Here is a 22073-nt window from a genome sequence, read left to right on the forward strand (position 1 = left end):
CCGGGCCGCTTCTCTGCTGCCTGTTCCTGCTTCCACCAGCGCAAAGTAGGTCACCCGCTCGGCGGTTAACGCTCGGCCACGCCGATCAGGACTACACACGGTCCGGCTCAAGGCCCGGTCTCGATCCCGTCTGGACAAGAGGCAACTCCTGAAAACTCAGGTGTTGCAACCACCCCCAGAAACCGCCGAGCGGCGGGGGATGTCTGGGCCCCTGGGGATTGGCGCAGGACGCTAGGTGGTCGGCCGCTCCGCGTGGAGCTGTGCTCACCGGAGGGGCGTTCTTGCCTCACGTCCGTGAGCTGCTGCCGGCCGGAGGCTCGATGCCCGGCGCCGGAATGCACCGCGCCATTCGGGCGCCGTTGTCGGCCGACGGCTGTGCCCGGCGCCGCCGCTGGGGTTCATGAAGCCCATCCGGAGGTCGCCTTGGAGGTGGTGACACTCTTCGACGCCGCTTCGGCGATCGCGGCCGTCCGGGAAGGCAGCATCGATGCCTCCTTCCGCGCGGTCGACGTGCTGCCCGAAGACGTGGATTCGGCCTGGGTGTTCGACGAGCCGATCCAGCTGCTGTGCGGACCCGCACACCCACTGGCCGCGTCGTCTTCGGTGACTCCCGCAGCGCTGGCCGGGCATCGGATCTGGATGCCCGGCGTGGTGCCCGGGACCGAGTGGGGCGCGTACTACGCCGAGTTCATGGCCGCGTTCGGGCTGTCGATCGACGCCGCCGGGCCGAACTTCGGCACCGAGGTGGTGCTGGACACGCTCGCGGAGTCGGCGGAGGTGGCCACGCTGGTCGGAGCGGAAAGCCGGGTCCGGTGGCCGGCCGGGCAGGACTTGCGACGCGTTCCGATCGAGGATCCGACGCCCGTGTATCCCCATTCGCTCGTTTGGCGCCGGGGCAGTTCACACCCCGCGCTGGCCCGGCTGCGCGCTCATCTGAGGCCGGGCGCGCGGGCCGCCACGACCTGGCGTCCCGGCTGGGCGGGCTAGCTCGTCTCCGCCTTCTCGCGGGAGTTGCCGTAGGACAGCCGAAGTGCGACCCAGCCGTCGCGTTCTCCCGCGCAGATCTCCTCGACCGTCTCCACCAGGACCGCCGCCGCGCCCGGGGACGCGTAGTTGCCGTGCTTCGCCGCGAACAACGCGATCTCCTTCTCGATCGCGTAGCGCGCCCGCGTCCGGCTGGTCCAGTTCTCCTTGTAGCCGCCCAATGCCCGGATCCCGTTGATCAGCACCGCCAAGGACCCGACGGCCGCGATGAGCCGGACGTCGAGCGCGAAAGCCGCGAGTGCCGGGATCGTCGCGGTCACCACCAGGCTCGTGACCTCGACGACCGAATGCCGGCGCCGCGCGGCCCACGACGACCGCTGGTAGCGCCGCCACTCGGACAGCACCGACGGTGGCACGGGCTCGTCGTCGACCCCCTGCGCTTCCAGGACCCACTGACTTCGCGCGTTCGAGCGCGACTCTGCCTTCATGGGACGAAAGTTCACACCACCGGGCGACCCGGTCAAGCACGCGGTCAGCCCAGCGACTTCCGCGTCGCCTGCTCGGTCTCCAGCACGCCCTGCCGGATGCCCTCCAGCTGGTCGCTCAGCTCCCGGACCGCGCCGGTGTCGACCGCGAAGTCCGTCGTCGCCGCCGTCAGCTCCGCGACGCGGGCCACCAGGCTGTCCAGGCCGAGCGCGCCCGACTGCAGCTGTGCCAGCAGCTTGTCGCGCGCGCCGGAAAGCCGTGCGTGCACGTCCTCCTGGGCCTTCACCGCCGTCAACGCCTGTTCGAGGTCGCCGCGGACCTCCTCGCGCGCCGAGCCCATCGACTGCTCCAGCCGGCGCCGCTCGCGCGTCACGACGTCGAGGTCGACCCGTGAAAGCGCCTTCCCGGTCGCCGACGCGCGTCCGGCCAGGCGTTCGAGCGTTGCCAGCGTCTCCTGGACCACCGGCTCCATGTCCGCGACGCGGTCGGCCAGGGGGCCGGCGTCGAGAGACGAGCTCAGCGAGGCGAACCCGTCGGCCGCGCCCTCGGCCCGGCGCAGCCAGTTCTCCTCATCGGACCCCGGTGCGACGTCGAGCACCCGCGCTTCGCGTCGCTCCGGTGCCGGCTCACGGCCCAACGCGGCCACGCCCGCGCGAGCGGCCAGCACCACCACCCCGATCAAGAGGGCGAGAAGCACCGGCAGCTGGACGGCCCAGGCCACCCCCGCCGACGTGGCGGCCAGCAGCAGCCCCCACGGTTCGGCGAGCTCACGGGCGAACTTCATGTCAGAAATTCGAAATCACAGAAGTGAACACCTGGTTGATCGAGTCCGGTTTGGACGAATCGTACTCCGATCCCTCGGTCGCTTCCGCGATCTGCTTCAGCACGCCCTGGTCGGCGTCCGAGCCGTAGGCGATGGTGAACAGCCGGACCGTCTCCGCGTTGCCCTCCGGCCGCAGCTGCGGCAGCAGGTGGTCGAGGTCGACGCCGCCGGAGTCCTCGTTGCGGCCGTCGGTCAGCACCACGACCGCGTTGATCGCCGACGGGTCGACGTGCGCTTTCATGTACTCGTACGCGGCCTGCGAAGAGTCGTAGAGCCCGGTGCCGGCCTGCGGCGACAGCCCGCTCAGCCGCATGGCGAGGGTCTCCTTGCCGCTGGTGCCGAGCGGCTGGACCGGCAGCAGCTCCTGGTAGTCCTTGTCGCCGTCGAGGTGGGTGGAGAACTGCCAGAGCCCGACCTGGTCGCGCGGCACGAACTGGCCGAGCGCGTCGATCGCGGCCTGCTTGGCCAGGTCGATCTTGCTCTTGCCGGTGCCCTTCACCTCGTCACCCATCGAGCCCGAGACGTCGACGACCAGCAGCACGTTCGCCTTCTTGCGCAGCTCGGTCCACGTGGTCAGCAGCTTCGACAGGACCGTCGGCGACGGCGGCTGCAGGAAGCTGATCTTCGCGTCCGGCTGGGTGCCGTTCGCCGTCGTCACCTGCGGGCCCGGCTTGCCGTCGAACGACCGGAAGCCCAGCGCGGCGAACCGTTGCTGCGTCTCCGGGCCGCGCAGGTAGCCGAGGAAGTCCGCGGCGATCTGCTTGCGCGTCGGGTCGGCCCAGTTCAGCGTGACGAACGGGTGGTCGGAGTTGAGCGTGCCGTCGGCCGGGTAGATCGCGACGATCGGCACCTTCGGCGGCGCGTGCTGGCCGACCTTGGCCGGGTCGTTCGTCGGGTTGCCCTGGTTGTAGCCGATCAGCGAGCTCTCCTCGACGGTCACCGCCGAGATGTAGGACAGCGCCGCGCCGCGGTCGTCGGCCTTCTGCAGGTTCGTCAGGAAGGTCAGCGTGTTGTCGCCGTAGTGCACGATCGCCTGCTCGATGTTCGAGACGAACTGCCTGGCCTCGGGCTTCTCGAGCGCGGCCGCGGTGAGGTCGGACGACGTGCCGGTGGCCGCGTAGTACGCGCCGATGGTGGCGTTCAGCCCCGCGGTGGAGATGTTCGGGTTCGTCTTGCCGAGCCGGAACTTGCCCCACTCCGGGTGGCCGTACTTCGCCCAGCCCGCCGGGTCGGTCGCGAGCGTGGCGAGGTCCTTCCAGCCGATCGGCTTGGCCGGCCAGCCCAGCGCCTCGGCCATCGGCTTCGGCATCGCGACGGTCAGCGGCGAGTTCGCGATCGACTGCGCGTCGCCGTCCGGCACGATCGACGCCGAGTCGCCCTTCGCGTTGACGCGCAGCAGGTTGACCCAGCCGCTCGCGGCCGGCGTCCAGACGTCGGGGCGCGGCCCGTCGGTGGCCTCGTTCCAGCCGTTCGCCAGTGCCTGCATCGCGATGCCCGACGACTTCGATTTCACGATGACGTCGACGCAATGCCCGGCGACGGTCCGTCCGGAGTAGGCCTTCGCGGCCTCTTGGACTATTCCGACCTTTTCCGGGGACGACGCGACGTTGAGCGCGATGGCGTCCGAGCCGGTGCATTTCACCGCGTCCGCCTCGTCGCCCGAGTCGCTGGTCCAGGCCCGGATCCCGATGATCAGCCCGGCGGCGACCACGATCGCGGCCACGAACGGGAGAAACTTTCTCTTTCGCCGTGCTGGTTGGGAATTGATCATCGAATCCTCCCCGTTCCACCGCCGAAATACCATTATCGGGCAGCGGAACGGACAGGGGACGGTAATTCCGAAACTTGACTATCCCTTAGGTCCTCGGCGCGACCACGTCCACGCGTAACCGGGGTCTTCGGACGCGTCGGCGGCCTCGCCGAGCTCCAGCGGCGCGAACGTGTCGACCATGACCGCGGTCTCGTCGAAGAACTCCGCGCCGATCGACGCCTCCGCCGCGCCCGGCTGCGGGCCGTGCGTGAAGCCGGACGGGTGCAGCGAAAGCGAGCCGACGCCGATCCCCGAGCCCTTCCGGGCCTCGTAGTTGCCGCGCACGTAGAACATCAGCTCGTCGGAGTCGACGTTCGCGTGGTTGTACGGCACCGGGATCGAGTCCTCGTGGTAGTCGACCTTCCGCGGGCAGAAGGAGCAGACGACGAAGTTCGGGCCCTCGAACGTCTGGTGCACGGGCGGTGGCTGGTGCACGCGGCCGGTGATCGGCTCGAAGTCGTCGATGTTGAACGCCCACGGGTAGAGGCAGCCGTCCCAGCCGACGACGTCGAAGGGGTGCGTCGCGTACGTGTAGCGCGTCAGGCCCGCGCGGTGGCGCACGAGGACCTCGACGTCCTCGCCGTCTTCCAGCAGCGGCTCGGACGGCCCGCGGACGTCGCGCTCGCAGTACGGCGAGTGCTCGAGGAACTGGCCCTTGGCCGACAGGTACCGCTTCGGCGGCCCGATGTGCCCGCGCGCCTCGAGGATGAAGAGGCCGACCTCGCCGTGGGGGACGACGCGGTAGGTGCACGACGTCGGGAGCACGAGGTAGTCGCCGTCGCCGATCTCGAGGCTGCCGTAGATTGTCTCGACGGTCGCGGAGCCGCCCTGGACGTAGAACAGCTCGTCGCCGGCCGCGTTGCGGTAGAGCGGGCTGGGTGCGGTCGCGGTGACGAACCCGATGGTGACGTCGTTGTTGCCGAACAGCCGGCGCCGGTCGGTCACGGCGTCGGCCGCGCCGCCGAACTTGAGGTCCCGGGTCTGGAACGCCCGTGGCTTGAGCGGGTGGTTCGGGGTCAGCGAACCGCGGTCCTCCTCGACCGCGACGGCGTCGACGATCGCCGTCGGCAGGCCGCGGTGGTAGAGCAGCGCGGAGTCGGCGGAGAAGCCCTCGACGCCCATCAGCTCCTCGGCGTAGAGCCCGCCGTCGGGCTTCCGGAACGCGGTGTGCCGCTTGTGCGGGATCTCACCTACTCGCCGGTAGTAAGGCATCGCCGACCCCTTCTGACGTGTCCGCTGTGCGGACGATTTTGTCCTCATGTCGTACGCTACTAGCGTGTCAGTCGTGTCAAGCGCTGTGGAACTCACGCCCCCCGGCCCCCGTGGAATTCCTCCCCTGTTCGCGAGGCTCGTCGACGACTCGGCGTTGTTCCCTCCGGGCGATGCGGCCATGCCCGAAGCCCTGCGCGCGCACTTCGCGAGCCGGGAGTCCGAGCACGCCGGTGTACTGGGGGTCTTCCTCTGCCAGGCCTCCCGGCTGCCGGAGCTGATCACCGAGTTGATCAAGATCAAGCCGAAGCAGCCACTGCCGCTTTCGCTGATCATCGACACCGGCCTCGGCGGTGTCCCGAAGGCGATCTCGATCGTCGAGTCGCGCAGCGAGCTGCTCGCGCTGCGGATGGTCGAGATGCCGGCGCCGTCGGACGTCGACGAGGTCTGGCTGGAGCGCGTCTCGGAGTTCGTCCCGGAGGACGTCATCCGCGTGGTCGAGCCGCGGCGCGGCGTCGGCTGGCTGGACGGCGTGCGGAAGGTCATCGAGCACGGCAGCTGGCCGAAGATCCGCTGCGGCGGCAAGGCGGGCGAAAACTTCCCGAGCGTCGACGAGGTGGCGGACTTCCTCGCCGTCGTCAGCGGGTCGACCGGTGCGTCGTTCAAGGCGACGAACAGCCTGCACCGCGCGGTCCGGCACGCCGACCCCGACACCGGCTTCGTGCACCACGGCTTCCTCAACCTCCTCGTGGCGTCCGGGCGCAGCCTCTCCGGCGGCGACGTCCGGGGCGCGCTGGAGTCGACCGACGCCGAAGCGCTGGCCGAGGAGGCCCGCGGGTTGTCCGAGCAGGCCGCGAAGGCCGTCCGGGCGCTCTTCGCGTCGTACGCGGCAGCGTCGTTCGAGGAGCCCGTCGCCGACATGGGCGAACTCGGCTTGCTGTGACCGGCCGGGAGGGGTCGCTGACGCTCGACCGGGGCTTGGCGCTGCTGCAGGCAGTGGCCGACGCCGGCGGCGACGCGGCGACCATCTCCGAGCTGGCCGTGGCCATCGGGGCCAGCCGCGCGGCCGTCTACCGGCTGCTGGTGCCGCTGTCGGAGCGCGGGCTCGTCTGGCGGGACGGCACCAAGGTCCGGCTCGGCGTCGGCCTGCTCCGGCTGGCCGGGCAGGTGCTCCCGCAGCTGCGGGACGCGGCCGGTCCGGTGCTTCGAGAGCTGGCCGAGAAGGTCGGCGCGACCGCGCACCTGTCGGTCGCCCAGGGGACGCAAGCGCTTGCGGTGGCCGTCGTCGAGCCGTCGTGGACGAGCTTCCACGTCGCTTACCGCGTCGGCAGCCGGCACTCGCTGACGTCGGGGGCGGCCGGCAAGGCGATGTCCCTGCGCCCGGGCGGCGACGGCTGGGTGACGTCGACGGGGGAGCTGGAGGCGGGCGCGTCCGGCGTCGCGGCGCCGGTCCGCGGAGTGCCGGGCCTGAAGGCGAGCGTCGGCGTCGTCTCGATGGAGCCGCTCAAGGCCGCCGAGGTGGGCCCGCAGGTCGTCGCGGCCGCCGTGCGGCTGGCCGACATCCTGCGTACTTAGCGGCGCGAAACCGCCAGCAGCGGCCGGACCATGGTCAGCAGCAGGGCGACGTCGATCGAGAACAGCAGGCGCTCGAACAGGCCCAGCGTGACGTCCTGCTGCGCGGGGCCGACGACCAGCGTGACGACGAACCCGGCGAGCACCACGCCGATGGCGGCGAAGCTGGCCGCGGCGAGCCGCCGGATCGTCGTCCGGCGCGGCTCCCACGGGCAGCGCTCGCGGCCGCGCCTGGTCAGCACGAACGCGGCGGCGGGCAGCGCGACGAACGCCGTGAGCGCGGCGATGTTGTGGACCTGTCCGGACAGCGAACGCGCCTGCCCGTCCGGGTCCACGGGCACGAGCCCGCACACGAGCAGCCCGGCCGACCAGACGCCGACCAGCACGCAGACGGCGGTGGTGCCCGGCCGGTGCGCCTTCGCGATGCCGGCGAGAAGGGCGACCGAGCCGAGCGACAGGGCCAGGCACATCACGCTGAACAGGGGAGCGGCCGACGCCGAGCCGAGCTTGCCGTAGACGTACTCCGACAGCGTCTGCCAGATCGGGCTGACCTGGCCGGAGAGCCGCAGGTGCAGGTCGATCGAGATGGTCACGGCGAGGCCGATGCCCCCGAGCGCGATCCGGCCGTGCAGCGGCGAGACCGCGGGCAATGGCTTGTTCACCTGGCTTCCACCCTTTCGTTCCCGAAAGGTTACCTGGTGAAGCTGTGAACCAACGGTCAGAAAGCCAGCTGGAGCAGGGCGAACGCCGCGAACCCGGCAAACACGAACCCGGCGCAGCGCTGGATCAGCTTCGGACGGATCCGGCTGCGGATCTTCGCGCCGATGAACACCGCGAGCCCGGCCACGACGATCAGCGCGGCGAACGCGCCGACGCCGACGGCGACGGGGTTGCCGATGCGGGCGGCGAGACTCGCCGTCGCGAGCTGGGAGGCGTCGCCCCACTCGGCGGCGAAGAGCACGCCGAACGACGTCATCGCGGAGCGCAGGAAGGACAGCGGAGCGGGGCCGACGCGCGAAGCGTCTTCGCCTGCTTCGTCGGCTTCGCTGAATCCCTCGCGAAGGAGCATGAAAGAGCCGAGGCCGAACATCGCGGCGACGACCAGGGAAAGGACCACGTCCGGCAACAGCGTCAGCACACTGCCGAACGCGACCGCGATGACGCATTGCACGGCGAACGCCGCGCAGACCCCGGCGAATACCGGGCCACCACGGAAACGGGTGGTCAGCACCAGGGTGGCGACCAGCGTCTTGTCCGGCAGTTCCACGGCGAGGACCAGGCCGAACGCGCTGATCAGCGCCACCATCGCGGGAGTCATGAGTATTTTCGCCCCTTTCACTGCAACGATAAAGGGGAGATTCAGAACGGCGCAAGCTGATCTCTTGCGCGAAATTGCCGGATCGGTGGTCATGAATTTGTCATCAAGCCGCGTCGCACAATTTTCTTCGGTATGCCGAAAATTCGATTGTGGGCTGCGGTAGGTTGTCGGTCATGGGGTCTGAGGCGCGTACTGCGCAGGTCGAAGAGGTCATCCGCCGGTTGGAAGCGCACTACGTGTTCCCGGACGTCGCGGCGAAGCTGGCAGAAGCGCTTCGCCAGCGTCTCGGCGAAGGCGCGTACAGCGGACTGGGTGACGCGGAATTCGCGACGCTGGTCACAACCGACCTGCAGTCGGTGAACGGCGACAAGCACCTGCGCCTGCGGCACCACGTCGACCCGGTCGCCGAAGACGGCGACGCGGCCGTGAACTCCGACGGGTTCCGGCTCGAGGCCGAGCTGGAGGGCTTCGGCATCGCCGAGGTCCGGCGCCTGGCCGGCAACGTCGGCTACCTCGACACGACCATGCTCTACCCGCCGGAGCTGGCCGGCCCCGCGATCGCGGCGGCGATGACGCTGCTCGCGCCCGCGGACGCCCTCCTGCTGGACGTGCGCCGCAACCGCGGCGGCACCCCCGGCACGAGCGCGCTGCTGCAGACCTACCTCGTCGACGAGCAGGTCCACTACCTCGACATCTACGAGCGCGAAGGCCACAAGACCATTCAGATGTGGACGCTGCCGTACGTCCCGGGCCTGCGGTTCGGCGGCACCAAGCCGCTCTGGGTGCTGACCGGGCCGCGGACGTTCTCCGGCGGCGAGGACCTCGCGTTCTCGCTCCAGCAGCAGGGCCGGGCGAAGACGGTCGGGGAAGCCACCCGCGGCGGCGCCCACCCGCGTGAGCAGTACAAAGTGGACACCTACCTCGACGTGACCGTGTCGATCGCGCGCTCGTTCCACCCGGAGACGGGGGAGAACTGGGAAGGCACCGGCGTCCGCCCGGACCTCCCGGTGGCCGCGGACCGGGCGTTCGACACGGCGTACGCGCTGGCGCTGGAGCACGTCCTCGGGCTGGGCTCCGCCGGGCCGCGGCGGACGGTGGCGGACGAGGCGCGGCAGGCACTCGACCAGCTGTAGTCACCCAGGACGTTGGTCCTGCGCTCGACGGGACCACTTGATCTGGCTGTGCCCCCGGCCCCGGAGCACGCTGGACCACGTGGAGGTCCTTGAGCTAGCAAGGTGGCAGTTCGGCATCACCACCGTCTACCACTTCCTGATGGTCCCGCTGACCATCGGGCTGTCGATCCTGGTCGCGGCGATGCAGACCCGCTGGGTCCGCACCGGCGAGCTGCGGCACCTGAAGATGACGAAGTTCTGGGGCAAGCTGCTGCTGGTCAACTTCGCGATGGGCGTCGTGACCGGCATCGTGCAGGAGTTCCAGTTCGGGATGAACTGGAGCGCGTACTCGCGCTTCGTCGGCGACGTCTTCGGCGCGCCGCTCGCGATGGAAGGGCTCGTCGCGTTCTTCGTCGAGTCGACCTTCCTCGGCCTGTGGATCTTCGGCTGGGACCGGCTGCCGAAGAAGGTGCACCTGGCGTGCGCGTGGGCGTTTTCGCTGGCCACGATGGCGTCGGCGTACTTCATCCTGGCCGCGAACTCGTGGATGCAGCACCCGGTCGGCGTGACGTTCGAGAACGGCAAGCCGACGATGAACTCGATCTGGGCGGTGCTGACGAACAACACGGCGCTGGCCGCGATCCCGCACACCCTGGCCGGCGCGTTCTCGGTGGCGGCGGCGTTCCTGGTGGGCGTCGCGGGCTGGCACCTGTGGCGCCGCGGCTCGGATCAGGACGTGTGGCGCTCGTCGCTGCGCCTGGGTGGCTGGGTCGGTATCGCGGCGTTCGCGGTCCTCGCGATCACGGGTGACACGCAGGGCAAGCTGATGTTCGAGCAGCAGCCGATGAAGATGGCGTCGGCGGAAGCGCTGTGCCACACGGAAAAGCCGGCGAGCTTCTCGATCATCGCGATCGGCGACGTCGCGGGGTCGAACTGCGAGGACGTCAAGACGTTCAACGTGCCCGCGCTGCTCTCGTTCCTGGCGCACAACGACTTCAAGACCGAGGTCAAGGGCGTCGAAGACCTGATCACCGAGTACCAGGCGAAGTACGGCACGAACTACCCGGACGACCCCGAGCTCGGGTCGTTGGCCGGCAAGCCGATCGACTACGTGCCGAACCTGCCGGTGACGTACTGGGGCTTCCGGATGATGATCGGCTTCGGCGCGGTGTCGGCGGGCATCGGCCTGCTGGCCCTGTGGCTGACGCGCCGAGGCAGGGTTCCCGGCGGCTGCTGGTTCCCGCTGCTGGTCCTGGGCGGCATCGCGACGCCGTTCCTCGGCAACAGCGCGGGCTGGATCTTCACGGAGATGGGCCGTCAGCCATTCGTGGTCGTCCCGAACCCCTCGGGCGTCGACGGGGTGTGGATGTTCACGGCCCAGGCGGTGTCGCGGCTGACGACGGGTGAGGTCTGGACGTCCCTGATCGCGCTGACCACGGTGTACGCGGCATTGGGCGTGGTGGAGCTGTACCTGATGCGCAAGTACATCCGCGGCGGGGTCGACGCGGTGATGCCGCCACCGAAGAAGGACTCCGACGAGACCGAGGGCGACACGCTCGCCTTCGCGTACTGAGGTGGTGGACTCGATGGACACCCACAGTGCTGGTGTCTTCACTCTCGTGAGTTACCCACAGCTGACCTGTGGACAACTCGGCAGGTTGTGGATAACTCACTGCTACCGCGCTGGAGGAGGAGCCCGATGACTCTCGCCACGGTCTGGTTCGTCGTCATCGCCTTCTTCTGGCTCGGCTACCTCTTCCTCGAAGGCTTCGACTTCGGCGTCGGCATGCTGCTGCCCGTCCTCGCGCGCGACAACACCGAGCGCCGCGTCATGGTCAACACCATCGGGCCCGTCTGGGACGGCAACGAAGTCTGGCTCATCGTCGCCGGCGGAGCCATGTTCGCCGCCTTCCCCGCCTGGTACGCCGGCCTCTTCTCGGCCGCCTACCTGCCGCTCCTGCTCGTGCTGCTCGCCCTCATCGGCCGCGGCGTGGCGTTCGAATACCGCGGCAAGGTCGACTCCGAGCGCTGGCGGCGCACGTGGGACCGGGTGATCATGCTCGGCTCGTGGGTCGCGTCGCTGGGTGCCGGCCTCATCCTCGCCACCACCGTCCTCGGCCTGCCCCTCGACGCCGAGGGCAACCGCGTCGGCTCCGCGTTCGCCGCTTTCCGCTGGGACACCCTGCTCGGCGCGGTCGCCGTCGTTGCGTTCTCCCTCACGCACGGCGCGGCGTTCCTCGCTCTCAAAACCAGCGGTGAACTGCGGGAACGGGCACGCGCCCTGGCGCTCAGGCTGCTGCCGATCGCCATGGTGCCGATCGTCGCGTTCCTGTCGGTCGTCCAGTGGCGCGAAGGCACCCTGTGGACACTGCTCTCGTTCGGGATCAGTGCTCTCGCCGCGGCGGTCGCCTGGCTGCGGCTGCGTGCCGACCGCGACGGCCAGGCCTTCGCCGCGCTCGCCGTCGTCATCGCCGGGGTCGCCGTCACGATGTTCGGCGCGCTCTTCCCGAACGTGCTGCCCTCGACTCTCGACGCCGCCAACACCCTGACCATCGAAGGCGCCGCGTCGAGCCCGTACACGCTGACCGTCATGAGCTGGGTCGCCGTCTTCGGTGCCCCCGCCGTGCTGGTCTACCAGGGCTGGACGTACTGGGTGTTCCGCAAGCGCATCGGCACCCAGCACATCCCCGCGGTCCACGCGCCATGAGCAAGCTTCCCGGCCGTGCTCCCCTCTCCGCCTCGGAGTCCACAGTGGACTCGGCGCGGCCGGGAAAGGGCCCGCTCGGCGCATTGCCGGCCCTCGTGCCGGCCGTGCGCCGGGCGCTGGCCCTGGTGGGATTCCTCTCCTTCCTCAACGCCCTCGCGCTGGTAGCCCAGGCATTCCTGCTCGCCGACGTCCTCGCGGCGATCGTCGGAGCGGGATCCGGGGGACGCACCGCCCAGCTGGCCGCGCTGCTCGCGCTCGTCGCGACGCGCGCTGTGACCGGCTGGGCGGTGCGCACGGTTTCCGCCCGCGCCGCCGCGACCGCGCAACGCGAGCTGCGCGCGAAAGCCGTCGACCACGCGCTGCGCCTCGGCCCCGAGTGGATCGCCCGCCGCGGCCACGGCGAGCTGACCGCGCTCACCACCCGCGGCCTCGACGCGCTCGACGCGTACTTCCGCGAATACCTGCCCGCGCTGGTGACGGCGGTGGTCGTGCCCCTCGGCGCGGGCGCGGCGATCCTGTTCGCCGACTGGCCGTCCGGCGTGATCGTCGCGCTCACGGTGCCGCTGCTCCCGGTGTTCGCGATCCTCGTCGGCAAGTACACTGCCGGGCGCGTCGCCGGCGCGACCGACGCGACGCACCGGATGTCCGAACGGCTCCTGGAACTCGTGCGCGTGCTGCCGGTGCTGACCGCGTTCCGCCGCGCCGCCGCGCAGGGCGAGACGGTCCGGCAGCTGTCCGAACGCCACCGCCGCGCGACGCTCAAGACGTTGAAGGTCGCGTTCTCCTCGGCGTTCGTGCTCGAACTGATCGCGACGCTGTCGGTCGCGCTGGTCGCGGTGGTGATCGGTGTCCGGCTCGCCGGCGGGAACCTGCCGCTGGCCATCGGGCTCGGCGTGCTGATCCTCGCGCCGGAGTGCTACCAGCCGCTGCGGGCGGTCGGCGCCGCGTTCCACGCCAGCGAGGACGGCGTCGAAGCGGTCCGGCGCGTCGCCGACCTGCTGGCCGAGCCGGCGCCGACCTCCGGAACCGCGGTCCCTTCGCGGGGTGTGTTGCGGGTGTCTTCTCTGCGGGTGGCACGACGTGGCGGGTTCGCGCCCGACGGCGAGACGTTCACCGTCCGCCCGGGCGAGACGGTCTGGCTCCGCGCGCCGAGCGGCGGCGGCAAGTCGACGACGCTCTCGGCGCTGCTCGGTTTCGTCCCGGCCCACGACGGCGCCATCACCGTCGGCTCGACGAACCTGGCCGACGCCGACCTCGCGCGCTGGCGCGAGCAGGTCGCGTGGGTGCCGCAGTCGCCGGTGTTCACCGGCGGCACGGTCCGCGACGAGATCGGCTCCGGCGCTTTGCTCGCCGAACTCGGCTTGACGGGGCTCGCGGACCGGCCGGTGGCCCGGCTTTCGCTGGGGCAACGCCAGCGTGTGGCGGTCGCCCGGGCGCTTCAGCGAGTCCGGGACGGCGCTTGGCTCCTCCTGCTCGACGAGCCGACGGCCCACCTGGACGAGGCCAACGCACGACTGGTGCTCGACGCGGTCCAGCGAGCGGTCGACGACGGCGCCGCGGCGATCATCGCGGCCCACGAGCACACGGCGGCGGTCGACCTGCCGTCCGACTTCTCTCCTCCTACTGTCCAGTCCACTGTGGACCCGCCTCGTCGGCCGCTGCCGTGGCGCGCGTTGCTCGACGGCCGCCTCTTCGGCGGCGCGGCACTGGGCGCGTTGGCGCTGCTGGCGGGGGTGGCGCTGACGGCGACGTCGGGCTGGCTGATCGCCAGGGCGTCGCAGCAGCCGCCGATCCTGACTTTGACGGTCGCGGTGGTCGGCGTCCGCGCGTTCGGCCTGGGGCGCGCCGGGCTGAGGTACGTGGAGCGGCTGGTCACGCACGACGCGGCGTTCCGCATCGCCGGCCGTCTCCGGGTGCGGTTGTGGAATTCGCTCGTCCAGCTCGGTCCGGCGCGGGGCCTGCGCGCGGGTGAGGGGCAGCGTCGTCTGGTCGCCGACGTCGACACGGTCCGAGATCTGTTGCCGCGGGTGGTTTCGCCGCCGCTGGTGGTGGCACTGGTCGCGGCGGGCGCGATCGCCGTGCAGACGTGGGTCCTCCCCGCGGCGGGCGTGGCACTCGCGGCGGCGGTGGCGGTGGGGCTGTGCGCACCGTGGGTGGCATTGCACGCCGAGCGCCGCGCGACGACGGCGCTGGCGGACGGCCGTCGCGAAGTGGCGACGCGAGTCCTGGTGCTGTTCGAGGCAGCGGCGGAGCTGCTGGCATTCGGCACGGATCGCGACCATCGCCGCACGCTCACGGAGGCGGACACGCGGCTGGCGGGCCAGGCGCGCAGGCAGGCTTTCGGCGCGGGGGCGGCGGAAGCGCTGATCACGCTGGCTTGCGGAGCGGGCGCGGTGGTCAGCACGGCACTGGCCGCCCAAGCGGTCGCGGCTGGTGCGCTCGATGCGGTGCTCGCGCCGTTGCTGGCGTTGGTTCCGCTGGCGCTGACGGAGGTGCTGGCGCTGCTCCCACCGTCGGCGCAGAACTGGGACACGCTCCAGACCGCTCGGCAACGCCTGGCCGACACGCCAACGCAGGCCGCGGGGGGCGGGGAGAACCGGCAGCAAGTTGGGTCGGATGCGGCGGCGGGGCATCCCGGCGCGGTGAACGAGGCCGGGAACCTCGGCGAGTTGGCTCGGCACCGCGTTGCGCCGGTTGAAGCTGGGGGCGGGCCGCGCGGTGTGCCGAGCGCGGCTGAGGTCGGGCTGCGCGGTGTGCCGAGCGCGGCTGAGGTCGGGCCGCGCGGTGAGCCGGTCGAAGCTGGGCTGCGCAGTGCGCCGGCCGAAGCTGAGGCCGGGTCCCGCGTGACTCTGCGGGGAGCCGATCTTGGCTGGCCGGGTGGGCCCGTGGTTCTGCGCGATGTCGATCTCGACCTCGCGCCGGGCACCTACGCCGCTGTCGTGGGTCCGAGCGGGGCCGGCAAGTCGACTCTTGTTGCCGCTCTGCTGGGCTTTCTCACTCCCCGGCGCGGTGTCGTCGCCGTGCCGGAGCGGGTCGCCTGGGCACCTCAGGAGCCAATGCTCGCGGGCACCACCGTGGCTGAGAACCTCCGTCTCGCACAGCCGACCGCAACTGCGGAAGACCTGCGCGAAGCGTTGCGGCAGGCCGCGCTCGCCGAGCTTGATCCGGCGACTTTGCTGGGCAGTGGCGGCAGCGGACTTTCCGGTGGCCAGGCACAACGCGTCGCGCTGGCTCGGGCGTTGCTCGGGGCTCCGTCGGCGGGGCTTGTCCTGCTCGACGAGCCGACCGCTCACCTCGACGAGCCGACCGCCCAGGTCGTGCGCGCACACCTGCGGGCGGCGCTCGTGGGCCGGACCGTGGTGCACGTGACCCACCGCGCGGAAGAAGCCGACGGTGCGGACCTGGTCCTCGAGGTGCGCGACGGCCGGGTCGTCGAGCGGGTGCCGGTGTCGTGATCGATTCTCGGAGCGTGCTTGGCGCGCCGCCGCGGCGCCGCGCGATAATGACGGAACTCATGGATCCGACGCTTGCCGCGCGGGCATTGTCCGCCGCCACCGAGATCACCAGCACCGCCCTGTCCGGCGACGACCCGGGAGCGGTGCTCGACACGGTCGTCGCCCGCGCGGCCGAACTCGCCGACGCCGATCTGGGCCTGGCCATGGTCAGTGCCGAGGACGGCCGAGTGGTGGTCGAGGCCGCCCACTACGCCGCCGCCCACCCGGCGACACCCGAAGGCGAGACGGACGCGACCCTGCGCGGACTTGCCCTCTCCGCCGATTCCGCTGCCGGACGAGTAGCCCGGGGCGGCGAGCCTGTCGCCAGCGCCGACTTCACCGTCGACCCGCGGACCGCGCCCTACGTCCCCGCCGAGCTCCACGGCTACGGACCCTTCGCCGCCGCGCCGTTCGGGTCCGGGGGACGGGTTCTCGGGGCGCTCACCGTCTACCGGAAGCAGGGGCGCGAGCCGTTCTCCGCCGGGACCGTCGAGATGCTCGTCGCCTTCGCCGCCCAGGCCGGGGTCGTCCTCGCGCTCGCCGAGGGCGCCAACGCCCGCCACCGCGTCGCGCTCTACGAAGAGCGGGAGCGGATCGCTCGCGAACTCCACGACGTCATCGTCCAACGTCTCTACGGCGCCGGGATGCAGCTCGACCGGGTTCGGCGCAACATGCGCAAGCGGTTCGCCCAAGCCGACGGCGTGCGGCTCTCGGACGCCATCGACCAGCTGGACCAGACCATCGAGGAGATCCGGGGCACCGTGCGCGCACTGCGGTCGCCCGAACCTCGCCACGACACCGGCACGCCCACCGACCTCGCCGAGTCGGCGCGCGGCGAGGTCCGCATCGCCGGCGAGCTACTCGGGTACCCGCCGACCCTGGAGCTGTCCGGCGAATTCGCCGACATCCCCGCGGAAAGCGCCGACCACATCCGGGCCGCCCTGCGCGAAGCTCTGTCCAATGTGGTCAGACACTCCGGCGCGAGCGAAACCCGCGTGACCCTGACCAGGGACTCCGGCGGCGTGAAACTCCGCGTCCGGGACAACGGTTCCGGCGTCCCCCAAGGCGTCGCCACCCGTGGCCTGCGCCATCTTGCCGAACGCGCGGACGCCGCCGGTGGCAAGTTCTTCCTGAACTCCTCGCCCAGCCTCGGCACGCTCGTCGCATTCGACCTTCCACTTGCCTGAGCACGATCTACCCTTCTCGGGTCATCCCGCCTCCCTTCCTCGCCCTCATCGAAGATCGTACCGGCTTTTCGAACACCCATTCGACTCACATTCGAGTGAAAGTGGCAGGGAAAAACCGCCGATCGGGATGGCGGACCGTGACGATCGCTGAAAAGGACGCAGCGAACGGCGGCTTGCGGACGGGACGGCTGCGCGGAGTTACTTCTCCCGGCGCGCGATCCAGGCGGCGGCCTGCGTCCGGCGCTGCATGCCGAGCTTCGCCAGCACCGACGTGACGTAGTTCTTGACCGTCTTCTCGGCGAGGAACAGCCGCTCGGCGATCTCGCGGTTCGACAGGCCCTGGCCGATCAGCTCGAGCACGTCCCGCTCGCGCTCGGTCAGCGCCGCCAGCTCGTCCGTCGGCGGGTGCCGCATCTTGTCCAGCACCCGCGCCGTGCTCACCGGGTCCAGCAGCGACCGCCCGGCCGCGACCTCGCGCACCGCGTACACGACGTCCTGCCCCCGCACCTGCTTCAGCAGGTACCCCGCGGCGCCGGCCATGATCGCGCCGACCATCGCCTCTTCGTCGTCGAACGCGGTCAGCATCAGGCAGGCCGGCGGGTTCGGCTTGGAGCGCAGTTCGCGGCAGAGCGTGATGCCGTCGCCGTCGCCGAGGCGGACGTCGACCACCGCGACCTCCGGCTCGACGTGCATCGCCACCGCGAGCGCCTCCTCGACGCTGCTCGCCTCGGCGACGACCTCGATGTCGGGCTCGTCGCCGAGGAGGTCGCGGAGCCCGCGGCGGACCAGTTCGTGGTCGTCGACGAGCAGTACCTGGATCGGCATATCCCCAGGTTACGGGGTACGCGCGCGCCGCGGTGCCGGCTGGTCCGCACGTCACACCGGCAATTACTCCCAAAGTGTGACCGCGAATCTCGTAACAAACCCGCCGGTACGTATTCCTGTCGCTGATTCCGCAGGTCAGCGGCAAATGGTGAAGAATCACGAGCCGGCCGGATTTTGGTTGGGCGCTGGCGTTTCCGAAATTCCGGAATGGTTCGTAACAGCCCCGCCGCAGCCACGATAGTTACCACGCAAACGCCCCCATTCTTCCTGAAAGGACCTTCCGGTGTCCTTGTTTCGTCGTGCCCTGACGACGGCCGCGGCCGTCGCCGGGCTCGCTCTCCTCGGCCCCGTTTCCCTCGCCTCCGCGCAGCTCGCGACGCCCCTCGCGGCCGACGTCGACTGCCCTGGCTTCAAATACCAGGAAGATGCGCAGGAGGTCCTCGACGCGACGCCGGGCGACCCGAACAACCTCGATTCCGATCACGACGGAATCGCCTGCGAATCCCTGCCGCACCGCCCGCAGCAGAACACGTCCACGCCGACGGCCGAACAGCCGTCGACGAAGACCCACACCGCCCCGAAATCCACCACCACCAAGAAGTCCACGACGAGCAGCCAGGTGAAGGTGAAGCCGGTCGGCGGCGTCGCCACCGGCGGCGGTGAGCCGGCCGAAGGCGCCCCCGCCTTCCTGGTGCTGAGCGGCGCGCTGCTCGCCGCGGCGGCGTCCGGCGGCATGGTGTTCTACCTGCGCCGGCGCACGAATTGAGGCACCCGCGCCTGTGGCCGGCGGTCACGGCGGTGGTCGCCGCGCTCGGCGCGATCCTGGTGGTGGCCTCCGTCCTCGCCTTCTCGCCGCACCCGCCGGAGCAGGTCGCCCCACCGTCCGCCACGCCTGTCGAGATCGCGCCGTCGGCCAGCACCGCGCCGTCCGCCGACGCGCTCCCGGCGGCGAAACCGGCCTCCTTGAGCATCCCGGTGATCGGCGTGCGGGCCGACGCGATCAAGGACCTCGGGCTGACCTCGGGCGGTGAGCTCGAGGTTCCCGGCGACGCCACGACGGTCGGCTGGTTCACCGGCGCCCCGTCGCCCGGCGAGGCCGGCCCGGCGGTGCTGGCGGCGCACGTCGACTACAAGCACGTGCCCGGCGCCTTCTCCCGGCTCAAGGACCTGCGCCCGGGCGAGCAGGCCAGGGTCGGCCGCGCCGACGGCCGGACGGCGGTCTTCACCGTCTACCGCGTCGACCGCTACGCCAAGGCGGAGTTCCCGACCGACCAGGTCTACGGCGACACGGCCGACCCCGAACTGCGGCTCATCACCTGCGGCGGGGCGTTCGACCGGTCGAGCGGCAACTACCTCGACAACGTCGTGGTCTACGCGCGGCTCACCGGCGTCGAGGCCTAACCGAGCTCGATCCGCGCCAGCTCGAGCCGCCGGTACGCGCGGTCGCCGAGCGACCAGACGTCCAGTACGTCGCCGTCGAGCTCGGGGTAGGCGATCACGAGCCGGGCGAGACCGTCCGCTGCCTGGTAGCCGACGTCCGCGGGGATGCCGGCTTCCAGCTGCCAGCAGAGTTGTTGCTGCTTCGGCGTGAGACGTCCGGCGTAGCGGTCGCTCATCGCCCGCGCGAGCTGCCCGCGCAGCAGGGCCGGGCCGCTCGCCGGCGCCGCGAGCAGCCGCTCCGCGTGGTCGAGGGGATCGGGTTGCCGGTCGTCGGGGCCGACGTCGCGGATGGCGACCGTGGGCTCGGCCGGTTCGCGGGCCGGCAGCACGATGGTTCCGTCGGCGGCGTGGTGGGTCGGCGCGTATCCCGCGCTCCGCAACGCCTCGAGCGTGCCTGAGGCGTCCACTGTGGACGTCAAGACGGTCGGCGCCACCGCGCGCAGGCCGAGTTTCGCCAGCTTGCGGTGCGCGGCCAGCTCGGCGAGCAAGGCGGGTTCGCCGACGACGACGCTCGCGATGTCGAGCACCTGCGCCTCGCCGTGGCGCCGCGCGACGTCGTTGATCAGGTACACCAGCGGTTGCGGCAGCTCGCCCGCGGCGATCGCGCCCAGCTCGTCGAGCAGTTCGGCGGCCGTCGCACCCTGGTCGAAGGCTCGTCGGACGCTCGCGGGGGAGAACCGCCAGCTGGTCGCGGTGCCCTGGGCCTCCCGGTCGGCGACGCGGTCGAGCGATGCGGCAAGCCGGGCGTCCGGCGATCCAGGCACGATCGCGGTCAGGTCGGTGCCGAACAACGCCGTCGTCCGCGCGCGGGAGACCAGCTCGTCGGTGACTTCGACGAGCCCGTCGTCGGCGAGGAGCGCGCGGCCGGTCGCGGTGACGGCGCCGTGCGCGACGACGCCGAGGAGCTCGGCCACCTCGAGCGCGTCTCGTACGTGCCCGGCGAAGTCCTCGACCGGCAGCATCGGCGCGTGCCACGCGGCGAGGAGCGTCAGCGCGTCGACGTCCGCGATCGCGGCGCCGGGCTCGAGCCGCGCCGGCAACCTCACGACCAGGCGGCGCACCAGCGCGTCGACGTCGGTCCCGTACTCCGGCGGCGCCGGCTCCCACCAGGTCGTCAGCAGCAGCCGGTAGAGCAGCGCGGGTCCGGGCCGGGCGAGGTCGGGGTCCGGCGCCAGCGTGGGCGGCGGCGCCTTCTGACCGCGGCGCGGCGTCGGCGGCTCGTCGGCGAGCAGCAGCCCGGCCTGCGCCGCGAGGTCGATGGCCAGCTCGATTTCCGCGGGCGTCGCGCCGGTGTCCTTGGCGACCTTCTTGACGAGCCGCGCGCCGATCGTGCCGTCCTTGAGCAGCGGGAGCGGCTCCGCGCCGGCGAGTTCGAGGACGGCCGAGACGCGGTCGAGAAGCCGCAGCGCGGCAGCCGACGACGTGGCCTCGGCCGACTCGGCGCCGACGTGCGTGACGGCGTACTCGGGTTCGTCGGGGGTGAACGGCAGCTGGTGGTCCGGGCCGCGCAGGGCGAGCGACACCTCGATCGGCATGGCCGCGCTGCCGTAGTAGGTGCCGAACAGGAAGCCGTGCTCGAACGCCCAGCCCTCCGCGGTGTGGAAGGGCAGCACGCCCTCGGCCTCGGGAACGCCGTCGGCCATGTCCCGCAGCAGTTTTCGCGTCGGTTCGGGAGCGGTGCGGAACAGCTCGCGCACGCGGTCGCCGTCGCGGTAGAAGCGGAGGAGCTCTTGGCGGCCCTCGGGTAGTCCGAGGGCGTGGGACAGCCGCGCCGCGCGGCTCCGGCCGATCTCTCCGAGCAGGTCCTCGACGGGCTGACCGAGGCCTTCGGCGCTGAAGTTGTTCTTCTGCAGGAGGTCCGGGAGCCGGACGCCGTCGGGGTCGTGCCACAGCAGGGCTCGCTCGGCGACCTCGTCCACAAAGGACTCGACGGTTGCGGTCGCCGTGCCGAGAAGTCTCGCGATTTCGTGGACGGGCGTCGGCCGCTGCCCGAGCGCGTGACAAAGCTGGACGGCGCCCACGACCTGCACCTGTGGCAACGACAACCCGAGCACGGCCTCGTTCACGGACTCCGCGGAGGCGAGCCGCGCCGCGACGACGTCGAGCCGCCGCGGCCACGGTTCCTGCAGCACGTCGGGCCGGTGGGTCAGCAGTTTCGCCAGCTCTTCGCGGTCCAGGGCGGCGAGCCTGCCGAGCCACTCGTCGGCGGTGGTCATCGGCCCAGGTTAGATCACCGTTCGCAGGCCACGCCGTCGCCGTCACGGTCGAGAGCGGCGCGGTAACCGGGCTCGCCGCGGTACAGCGGTGCGGCTCCGGCGGCCTTCGCGGCAGTGCAGTTCTTGTAGTACGCGGCGGAATCCGGCTCTGGGGCGGGCTTTTCCTCGGTCGTCTGCACCGGCGGGGCGACCGGGGGCGCCTTCGTGACCGGCGGTTCCGGGGTCGGCGTCGGAGTGGGCGTCGGTGCCGGGGCGTCGATGGTCCCGTTGCACGGCGGCGCCCACAGGCCGCTGATCGCCTGCTTCGCCGCGGTCTCGGCCGTCGCGAGCGCGGGCAGCGCGGCATTCGTCGCGTACTTGAGATAGCCCTTTTGAATGGCGAGAGCCGCGTAGTCCTCGCCGCCGGCCAAGGTCAACGCGATGCCTTGCGCCGTTTCCGCGCCGAGCGTCACGGCTTTGCCGGAAAGTGTCGTGGTGGCCCAGGCGAGCGATTCCACCGAGTAGCACCCGATGGTGCCGACCGGCGCCGTGACGCCGAGGACGTGCACCGTTTTGCTGGTGCCGTCACTGCCGTTCACGATCACGGTCGCGCCGTCCGTCACGGTGCTGATCGTGTAGGTGACGGGCGCCGGAGCCGCGCTGGTCGCCGAGGTCGTCGGCGTCGTCGGGGGTGCCGGCGACGCGGCGGCCACGGGCTTCGGTTCCGGAGCCTTGCCGAAGATCGCGCCCAATACGAACAGGACGGCGAAGGCGGCCAAGACGATCTTCAGCCAGTTCGGAAAGCGTTTCATCCCGGATTCCTTGTTCCTCGACGCGACGTGCCGACGGTGTACTCGCGAAAACTCCCGCCCTTGTTACGCACCGGCTCGTGATCGGCCATCAGTCGTTAT

The 22073-nt window shown here is 71.1% G+C and carries 19 protein-coding genes; 10 read left to right on the forward strand and 9 right to left on the reverse strand.

Translation table 11 applies throughout. The features are described from left to right. The first annotated feature begins 432 nt into the window (after nt 1-432). Nucleotides 433-987 (forward strand): LysR substrate-binding domain-containing protein, encoded by a 555-nt coding sequence (locus QQ657_RS52330; protein WP_284749961.1) that lies wholly within the window; start codon nt 433-435, stop codon nt 985-987. Here the strand turns inward: QQ657_RS52330 and QQ657_RS52335 are convergent. The 4 genes from QQ657_RS52335 to QQ657_RS52350 all read right to left on the reverse strand — a co-directional run bounded on the left by QQ657_RS52335 (nt 984) and on the right by QQ657_RS52350 (nt 5315). Then, nucleotides 984-1472, reverse strand: coding sequence for a DUF4231 domain-containing protein (locus tag QQ657_RS52335; RefSeq protein ID WP_284749962.1), 489 nt, complete (start codon nt 1470-1472; stop codon nt 984-986). The two genes, QQ657_RS52330 and QQ657_RS52335, sit on opposite strands and share 4 nt — an antisense overlap. Before the next feature lie 44 nt (nt 1473-1516). Beyond that, complete coding sequence (locus tag QQ657_RS52340; protein ID WP_284749963.1) at nt 1517-2254, reverse strand: hypothetical protein; 738 nt, start codon at nt 2252-2254, stop codon at nt 1517-1519. A 1-nt stretch (nt 2255) separates the two neighbouring features. Further along, the gene (locus QQ657_RS52345; protein WP_350310774.1) at nt 2256-4064 is read right to left on the reverse strand and encodes a substrate-binding and VWA domain-containing protein; all 1809 of its coding nucleotides are present in this window, start codon (nt 4062-4064) and stop codon (nt 2256-2258) included. Nucleotides 4065-4142: 78 nt separating this feature from the next. Then, the gene (locus tag QQ657_RS52350; protein ID WP_284749965.1) at nt 4143-5315 is read right to left on the reverse strand and encodes a homogentisate 1,2-dioxygenase; all 1173 of its coding nucleotides are present in this window, start codon (nt 5313-5315) and stop codon (nt 4143-4145) included. A gap of 85 nt (nt 5316-5400) precedes the next feature. On the opposite strand from QQ657_RS52350, the gene QQ657_RS52355 reads away from it, so the two are divergent. Next, complete coding sequence (locus tag QQ657_RS52355; RefSeq protein ID WP_284749994.1) at nt 5401-6255, forward strand: hypothetical protein; 855 nt, start codon at nt 5401-5403, stop codon at nt 6253-6255. Beyond that, a complete protein-coding gene (locus tag QQ657_RS52360) occupies nt 6252-6887 on the forward strand; it encodes an IclR family transcriptional regulator (RefSeq protein WP_284749966.1) in 636 nt (211 codons plus the stop codon). Before QQ657_RS52355 ends, QQ657_RS52360 begins: the two co-directional genes overlap by 4 nt. Here QQ657_RS52360 and QQ657_RS52365 read toward each other — a convergent pair. Beyond that, a complete protein-coding gene (locus QQ657_RS52365) occupies nt 6884-7546 on the reverse strand; it encodes a DUF998 domain-containing protein (RefSeq protein WP_284749967.1) in 663 nt (220 codons plus the stop codon). The two genes, QQ657_RS52360 and QQ657_RS52365, sit on opposite strands and share 4 nt — an antisense overlap. 56 nt (nt 7547-7602) lie before the next feature. After that, nucleotides 7603-8190, reverse strand: coding sequence for a TMEM165/GDT1 family protein (locus tag QQ657_RS52370; RefSeq protein ID WP_284749995.1), 588 nt, complete (start codon nt 8188-8190; stop codon nt 7603-7605). Between the two features lie 185 nt (nt 8191-8375). On the opposite strand from QQ657_RS52370, the gene QQ657_RS52375 reads away from it, so the two are divergent. From QQ657_RS52375 to QQ657_RS52395, 5 genes are all read left to right on the forward strand, one after another. Next, nucleotides 8376-9335 carry a S41 family peptidase gene (locus QQ657_RS52375; RefSeq protein ID WP_284749968.1) on the forward strand — a complete coding sequence of 320 codons (960 nt, stop codon included), beginning with the start codon at nt 8376-8378 and terminating at the stop codon, nt 9333-9335. 79 nt (nt 9336-9414) lie between these two features. After that, on the forward strand, nt 9415-10887 hold the full coding sequence (locus QQ657_RS52380) for a cytochrome ubiquinol oxidase subunit I (RefSeq protein WP_284749969.1): 1473 nt from the start codon (nt 9415-9417) through the stop codon (nt 10885-10887). Between the two features lie 126 nt (nt 10888-11013). Further along, complete coding sequence (gene cydB, locus QQ657_RS52385) at nt 11014-12021, forward strand: cytochrome d ubiquinol oxidase subunit II (protein ID WP_284749970.1); 1008 nt, start codon at nt 11014-11016, stop codon at nt 12019-12021. Continuing rightward, complete coding sequence (locus tag QQ657_RS52390) at nt 12018-15476, forward strand: thiol reductant ABC exporter subunit CydD/CydC (protein WP_284749971.1); 3459 nt, start codon at nt 12018-12020, stop codon at nt 15474-15476. Before cydB ends, QQ657_RS52390 begins: the two co-directional genes overlap by 4 nt. A 59-nt stretch (nt 15477-15535) precedes the next feature. Then, nucleotides 15536-16702, forward strand: coding sequence for a GAF domain-containing sensor histidine kinase (locus tag QQ657_RS52395; protein WP_284749972.1), 1167 nt, complete (start codon nt 15536-15538; stop codon nt 16700-16702). A gap of 198 nt (nt 16703-16900) precedes the next feature. Here the strand turns inward: QQ657_RS52395 and QQ657_RS52400 are convergent, their stop codons facing one another. Then, complete coding sequence (locus QQ657_RS52400) at nt 16901-17527, reverse strand: response regulator (protein WP_284749973.1); 627 nt, start codon at nt 17525-17527, stop codon at nt 16901-16903. A gap of 283 nt (nt 17528-17810) precedes the next feature. Here QQ657_RS52400 and QQ657_RS52405 point away from each other — a divergent pair, with 283 nt between their 5' ends. Beyond that, nucleotides 17811-18293: a GVDTG sorting domain-containing protein gene (locus QQ657_RS52405; RefSeq protein WP_284749974.1), complete on the forward strand. Its 483-nt coding sequence runs from the start codon at nt 17811-17813 to the stop codon at nt 18291-18293. Then, complete coding sequence (locus tag QQ657_RS52410) at nt 18290-18928, forward strand: class F sortase (protein ID WP_284749975.1); 639 nt, start codon at nt 18290-18292, stop codon at nt 18926-18928. The genes QQ657_RS52405 and QQ657_RS52410 overlap by 4 nt, the downstream gene beginning before the upstream one ends. On the opposite strand, the gene QQ657_RS52415 is transcribed toward QQ657_RS52410, so the two are convergent. Continuing rightward, nucleotides 18925-21183: a helicase-associated domain-containing protein gene (locus QQ657_RS52415; protein WP_284749976.1), complete on the reverse strand. Its 2259-nt coding sequence runs from the start codon at nt 21181-21183 to the stop codon at nt 18925-18927. The two genes, QQ657_RS52410 and QQ657_RS52415, sit on opposite strands and share 4 nt — an antisense overlap. A gap of 14 nt (nt 21184-21197) precedes the next feature. After that, a complete protein-coding gene (locus QQ657_RS52420; RefSeq protein WP_284749977.1) occupies nt 21198-21974 on the reverse strand; it encodes a thermonuclease family protein in 777 nt (258 codons plus the stop codon). Between the last annotated feature and the right edge of the window lie 99 nt (nt 21975-22073).

Source organism: Amycolatopsis ponsaeliensis, from assembly GCF_030182635.1.
Lineage (GTDB): Bacteria > Actinomycetota > Actinomycetes > Mycobacteriales > Pseudonocardiaceae > Amycolatopsis > Amycolatopsis ponsaeliensis.